Origin of the sequence: Ammonicoccus luteus, from assembly GCF_050880385.1 — a bacterium.
Lineage (GTDB): Bacteria > Actinomycetota > Actinomycetes > Propionibacteriales > Propionibacteriaceae > Enemella.
Genome location: NZ_JBNZCI010000002.1, coordinates 525,490 through 531,627 on the forward strand (window position 1 = coordinate 525,490; position 6,138 = coordinate 531,627).

7 protein-coding genes are annotated in these 6,138 nt (G+C 65.2%); 2 read left to right on the forward strand and 5 right to left on the reverse strand.

Going from position 1 to position 6,138, the window contains the following annotated elements; all coding sequences use genetic code 11:
* Nucleotides 1–30 precede the first annotated feature (30 nt).
* Nucleotides 31–213: a hypothetical protein gene (locus tag ACQ260_RS07760; protein ID WP_432558840.1), complete on the reverse strand. Its 183-nt coding sequence runs from the start codon at nt 211–213 to the stop codon at nt 31–33.
* 119 nt (nt 214–332) lie between these two features.
* Entirely contained in the window at nt 333–845 is a 513-nt protein-coding gene (locus tag ACQ260_RS07765; protein ID WP_432558841.1) for a hypothetical protein, read from the reverse strand.
* Between the two features lie 438 nt (nt 846–1,283).
* Here ACQ260_RS07765 and ACQ260_RS07770 point away from each other — a divergent pair, with 438 nt between their 5' ends.
* Nucleotides 1,284–2,228, forward strand: a complete 945-nt coding sequence (locus ACQ260_RS07770) for an NAD-dependent epimerase/dehydratase family protein (protein ID WP_432558842.1) — start codon at nt 1,284–1,286, stop codon at nt 2,226–2,228.
* A gap of 79 nt (nt 2,229–2,307) precedes the next feature.
* Here the strand turns inward: ACQ260_RS07770 and ACQ260_RS07775 are convergent, their stop codons facing one another.
* Both ACQ260_RS07775 and ACQ260_RS07780 read right to left on the reverse strand, forming a co-directional pair.
* A complete protein-coding gene (locus ACQ260_RS07775) occupies nt 2,308–2,772 on the reverse strand; it encodes a DUF418 domain-containing protein (protein ID WP_432558843.1) in 465 nt (154 codons plus the stop codon).
* 94 nt (nt 2,773–2,866) lie between these two features.
* Nucleotides 2,867–3,907 carry a DUF418 domain-containing protein gene (locus tag ACQ260_RS07780; protein ID WP_432558844.1) on the reverse strand — a complete coding sequence of 347 codons (1,041 nt, stop codon included), beginning with the start codon at nt 3,905–3,907 and terminating at the stop codon, nt 2,867–2,869.
* 929 nt (nt 3,908–4,836) lie between these two features.
* On the opposite strand from ACQ260_RS07780, the gene ACQ260_RS07785 reads away from it, so the two are divergent.
* The gene (locus ACQ260_RS07785) at nt 4,837–5,781 is read left to right on the forward strand and encodes an NAD-dependent epimerase/dehydratase family protein (protein WP_432558845.1); all 945 of its coding nucleotides are present in this window, start codon (nt 4,837–4,839) and stop codon (nt 5,779–5,781) included.
* Nucleotides 5,782–5,784: 3 nt separating this feature from the next.
* Here ACQ260_RS07785 and ACQ260_RS07790 read toward each other — a convergent pair whose 3' ends face one another.
* Nucleotides 5,785–6,060 (reverse strand): DUF418 domain-containing protein, encoded by a 276-nt coding sequence (locus tag ACQ260_RS07790; RefSeq protein WP_432558846.1) that lies wholly within the window; start codon nt 6,058–6,060, stop codon nt 5,785–5,787.
* Between the last annotated feature and the right edge of the window lie 78 nt (nt 6,061–6,138).

The following is a 6,138-nucleotide window of genomic DNA, read 5'->3' on the forward strand; positions in this document are numbered from 1 at the left end:
ACCTCGTCGAACGGCTGTGCGACGAACTGGTCACTCCTCCGAAGACGTGGGCTCTGCCACGGCAAGGACCTGGTCCGGCGTGTACGACGACTGCATCGCCTCGTCGGCACCCGGCACCCGGATGGTGACGTGGACACGGCCGTTGCGCTCTTCGACGACCGTGGCCCAATACTCCCGCGCGCCGAAGGGAACCTTCACCTTCGAGCCGCTCATGAACTGGCCGGTCGCTGCAGAACGCTTCCTGTGACGCTGTGAGCGGGATCCGCTCTTGAAAGTCTTGACAAGGGCGGAGCGTGTCCCGCCTTCTCGCTTGGTGGCCATGTTTCCCCTCCTCACCACGGGTTCGTTCCAGTCAAGTGTTTCAAGTATGCCCCCACCAAACGATCCAGGGAACGGACCACTTCGTTCAGAGTCGACCGCCAACGCCGAAACGTCTGGAGGGTCAGCGGCTGGCGCTCGTGGCATTCGGCGAGTTTGACACGATCATCGTGGGCAATCGCATTGCGCGCCTTGTTGAGCCGGTCCATCACCGTGACCCACCCTGAATAGCGTCCCGGACGCGACTGTTGGAGCTCGGCTTTCAACGAGAGGCCAAACCGCTGGAAGTCCGTCACGATGTTCGCCCACGTCGCGTTCCCCGAGTCGATCTTTCGACCCGTTTCGAGAGACGCTCGCACGACAGAGTTGATGGGATCCGGAACGGGGAGTCCGGAACCGATGAAGGCCTCAATCGACTCCTCGTGAAGGTCGCGGCAGAAACCCTGGAACTCAGAAGCCAAGCGCAGGATCAGCGCATGGTTGATTTCCGTCGTGATCCATCTGCGCCCCGGCCCGCGGCCAGCCACCGCACGGTGGGACGCCTCCAAGTTGGCCAAGCGACGGGCCCGCTCAGCAAACCACGCTTCCGCGGCCAAAGATCCCATGGGCGGGAATCTACGAACCGGGACTGACACTTTCACCGCCCGAGCCAGAACTGTCACATGCCGCCGGTCAGGCACTCAACCAGATCGATCCAGGACACATCCCGCGTTAGCCCCTTCGGCTCTGTGTCGATGCGCTGACGGTCAGATCAGCGGTCGAGGAGCGAGGGCCGTTCCAGCGTCGGGATTCGCGCAGCGGACAGCGCACCCCGCGGTCGGCGGCGAGAATGTCCACCCAGCCACTCGTGACGTGAGCGGACCCGCCTGTGCGCATGCCCCAGTGGCTCCACTCGCGAACTTCATCGGAGGGCCTCCCTGAGACTGCTAGGTTCCGGGAGGAATCGTTCGCTTCGAGGGGGATAAATGAAGGTCGTCATAACAGGCGGTGCTGGGTTTATCGGCTCCAACCTGGGTCGCTCGCTGTTGGAGCAGCCGACCATCGACTCCGTCGTCGCGCTGGACAACCTCTCCACGGGCTTCCGCGAGAACCTCCACGGGACGGACATCGAGTTGATCGAGGACACGATCCTCAATCCCGATGCGCTTGACGCTGCATTCGACGGCGCGTCCGCGGTCATCCACCTCGCGGCACGGGCCTCGGTCCCGCGTTCGGTCAAGGATCCGCTGGCGTCGCACCACGCCAACGCCACCGGCACCCTTGAGGTTCTTCAAGCCGCCCGCCGCGCCGGCAACATCCACACGATCGTCGCGTCCTCATCGTCCGTGTACGGCGCGAACCGCGAACTCCCCAAGCGCGAGGCGATGCGGACCGCTCCCATCTCGCCCTATGCAGTGAGCAAGCAGGCGACGGAGTCGTACGCGATCGCATACGGTCACACCTACGACCTCCCGGTGCTGGCATTCCGGTTCTTCAATGTCTACGGCCCGCTGCAGCCGGCAGGGCATGTGTACGCCGCCGTCGTCCCCGCGTTCATCGACGCCGCCCTACGCGGGGTACCCCTGCCTGTCCATGGCGACGGGGAGCAGACGCGGGACTTCACCTACATCGGCACCCTCACCCGCGTCATCACCGACGCCGTCGTCCGCCAGGTCACTGACCTCGAACCGGTGAACCTCGCGTTCGGGAGCCGGACGTCCCTGAACAAGCTGATCGACCGCCTCGCCGACACCCTCGGATTCCGTCCAGACGTCGACCACACCGACCCGCGAGCCGGCGACGTCCGGGACTCCCAGGCCGACAACTCGCGCCTGCTCGCGCACTTCCCGGACATCGAGGCCGTACCCCTCACCGACGGTTTGCAGGCGACGGTGGACTGGTTCCGCACGCTTTCGACGTACGCTCGCTGAGGCCCCGCCATTCCGACGCCCCCGGCCACCAGGGGCCGGCCCAACGTTCACGGTACGCCTCAATGCCGGTCCTGGAGCGTCAGGTCACCAGCCGCTGGGGCAGCCTGAGCAGGGACTCCACCGGTCGGGGCCAGCCGAGTCGCTCCCACGTCCAACAGAACCCGACCACAAGGACGGTGAGCACGCCCAGGACCCACCAGTGATCGTCTCGACCACCATCGAGGAACACGTCGGTGATCACGCGCAGCAGGACGAACTGCAGGGCGTACGCGGTCAATGCCATCCGTCCGGTGGCCAGGAGCGGAGCCAGCGCTCGCTCGGCGCGGGCTGCCCCCAACACCCGCTCGGCCGCAACGCACCACAAGACCGCGGCCACCGCGAGAGCCATCGAGAACAGGGTCTCGCGCGTCGTGCCCGCATACGTACGCAACTCCGCCGTCGTGAGCTGATCACCGATCAGGATTCCGGCAGCGAGGACAGTCGCCGCGCTCGCGCTAACTAACGGTGAGCACTCCGAGCACCCACCAGTGATCGTCTCGACCACCGCCGAGGAACACGTCGCTCGTCGTCGACCACGTGCAGCGGCATTACGGGGTCGATCTCAGCCAAGGTCTCTGATCGTCGACAACAGCGCGGCTTCAAGACTTCCCGCTGGTCGGCCCCGACAGCGTTGCCGACGCTGGTGTCCTCGACCCTCGAGTCACCAGCCGCTGGGGCAGTCTGAGCAGGGACTCCAAGGGTCGCGGCCAACCGAGTCGCTCCCATATCCAGCAGAATCCGACCACGCTAACGGTGAGCACTCCGAGCACCCACCAGTGATCGTCTCGACCACCGCCGAGGAACACGTCGGTGATCACACGCAGGAGGACGATCTGCAGGGCGTATGCGGTCAGCGCCATCCGTCCGGTAGCCACGATGGGAGCCAATGTTCGCTCAGCGCGAGCTGCTCCCAGCGCCCGCTCGGCCGCGACGCACCAGAGGACCGCGGCCGCCGCGAGAGCCATGGAGAACAAGGTTTCGCGGGTGGTGCCGGCATAGGTACGCAGCTCCGCCGTCGTGAGCTGGTCCACGATCAGGATCCCCGCGGCCAGGACAGTGGCTGCGCTCGCAGCCACCACTGCCCTGCGGGCGGAATCTAGCCGGCGGATCAACGCCAAGAGCGCGATCCCCAACAACCCGTACCCCAAGAACGTGAACACCCGATACGCCCGGCCGGTGGCAAGAATGTCTACCCACCACCTGGCGAAGGCTCCCTGCACCGCCAGCCCGCGCCCGAAATCGATCACCAGCGGCGTGAAGATCGCAATGCCCAACGCACCCAGCAGACAGAGCACCGGCCGACCGGCGAGGACCGGCACGATCGCTGCCGCGACGATCGTCAACACACCGAGCGCCTGCAGGACGACCGCGATCTGCCAATACACCATTTGGAGCAGCATCCCCAGGATGATGAGTACGCCGCCACGCGCCGCTTGGACGACATACCAGGTGAGAGCCGCCATTCGGCGATTGCGCCAACTGAGGGTGAGCGACACCACGACCAAGAGAGCGAAGAGGGGTGCAGTCAGGAACTCCGACAGCAGAATAACCCCGCCACCCGGGGCGACGTGCGCGACAAACATCGACTGCACAGCCACCCCGCGCGCCGCATCTGGCCAGACCAAACGGCCCTTCGTCACGGTGGCATCCTGCCCTCAAGTGCTTGCTGCAGATCTAGATCAGCGGGCGATCTGGGAATCATACGGTTGACCGCGTGCAAGAGATCAGGTGCCAACGACAAGTCGGGCGGTTGCCGGGAAAGGCAACCGCCCGACTTTCGTGATCGGACCTCGTCAAAAGGGAGCGCGGGTCTCGCTTCGCGTCAAGGGGTTTCAACGCACGGAACAGTTTGCGTCCAGACTGACGACTACGGGACTACGGGCCTCCTGGGGTATGCGGCGGCGCACCTGTAGGTGCCGGAGGAGTCGAGTTGCAGTTCACGCCGCTAGCCGTAGCTTCGATGCTGTCGTCGATAGTATCCCCTTCGAACTCGTAAGAGAAGAAGAGAGTTGACAGCCCATTCGCATTGTCCGGGGATGCTGAACTGTCGACGAACCAGCAAGTCTCGCCAGGCGGCATAGAGCGCGAGCTGTTCAGCACGCCCGACTCGCTGAAAAAGGCACTAAGTGTATGACCACCGGGAACAACCCAGCTAGTCAGCGTGACCGTGATGGGTGCGGCTGTCGTGTTATTGAAGCAGAACTCGCCGTGGTACCGGTTCACGTTGCTGTGCTGACAGAAGGGACCGGATCCAGCCGATGGATCGATCGGCGGAGGCGGGGGGGATGCGGCATACGCCGGCACAGTGGAGGCAACGGCGACGGCCGGGATGGACCATGCCATGCCCTTGGCCAGCGTACGGCGTGAGATGCCGCCCTTAGTCTCTTCAGTCATGGTTCCGGATCCCCCAAGTCTCAAGCGTCCTTAGTCAGGAGGAACATACCAGCGGACAGCCGCGCGCGCGCAACTCCCCGCACAGATTGAGACAAACGCATGCGACGGAGGGGTCAGGGCAGCATGCTGTGCGTGCGAGCGTACCCGCCCGCTGTGATCGACCAAAGGGGACATCGTGAAGGTGGTTGTTACCGGGGGTGCCGGGTTCATCGGCTCGAACTTGGGCCGCGCGCTGCTGGAGCAGCCCACCATCGACTCCGTAATCGCGCTGGACAACCTCTCGACCGGCTTCCGCGACAACCTCGACGGGACCGAGATCGAACTGATCGAAGACACGATCCTCAACCCCGACGCGCTCGACGCAGCCTTCGACGGCGCGTCCGCAGTCGTCCACCTCGCGGCCCGGGCCTCTGTTCCCCGTTCGGTCAAGGACCCGCTCGCGTCCCACCACGCCAACGCCACCGGCACCCTTGAGGTCCTCCAGGCCGCCCGCCGCGCCGGCAATATCCACACCATCGTCGCGTCATCGTCGTCGGTCTACGGCGCGAACCGCGAGCTCCCGAAGCGCGAAGCCATGCGGACCGCCCCCATCTCCCCCTATGCGGTGAGCAAGCAGGCGACGGAGTCGTACGCGATCGCCTACGGCCACACCTACGACCTCCCGGTGCTGGCGTTCCGATTCTTCAACGTCTACGGCCCGCTGCAGCCGGCGGGGCATGTGTACGCCGCCGTCGTCCCCGCGTTCATCGATGCAGCGCTTCGCGGCGTACCCCTCTCTGTCCACGGCGACGGGGAACAGACGCGGGACTTCACGTACATCGGCACGCTCACGCGCGTCATCACCGACGCCGTCGTCCGCCAGGTCACCGACCTCGAGGCGGTGAACCTCGCGTTCGGGAGCCGTACGTCGCTGAACAAGCTCATCGACCACCTGTCGGACACGCTGGGCTTCCGGCCAGAGGTTGAGCACACCGAACCTCGCGCCGGCGATGTCCGAGACTCCCAAGCCGACAACTCGCGCCTGCTCGCGCACTTTCCGGAGATCGAAGCGGTGCCTCTCACCGACGGTCTGCAAGCGACGGTGGACTGGTTCCGTGCGCTGCCGGGGTACGCCCGTTGAGTCTCAGCGCGGTTTCAGTTGTTCTGTGACTAGGCGCTGGGCCTGTCTGAGCAGCGGCTCCGCTGGTCGCGGCCAGCCCAGGCGCTCCCATACCCAGCAGAACCCGACGACGGTGACCGTGAGCACCCCGAGCACCCACCAGTGATCGTCCCGCCCGCCGTCGAGGAACACGTCGGTGATCACCCGCAGGAGAACGAACTGCAGCGCGTACGCCGTCAATGCCATCCGACCCGTGGCCACGAGCGGAGCCAGCACTCGCTCGGCGCGCGCTGCACCCAACTGAGGTTTCCCCAGAAGCGTGGAGGCATCGACAATAGGGAATGAGATGCCAGAGAAGCGTAAGAAGTACGACCGGGA

What these genes read in the sequence shown, in the direction of transcription:
- ACQ260_RS07760 (WP_432558840.1), bottom strand. Translation starts at nt 213, where the DNA reads ATGAGCGGCTCGAAGGTGAAGGTTCCCTTCGGCGCGCGGGAGTATTGG.
- ACQ260_RS07770 (WP_432558842.1), top strand. Translation starts at nt 1,284, where the DNA reads ATGAAGGTCGTCATAACAGGCGGTGCTGGGTTTATCGGCTCCAACCTG.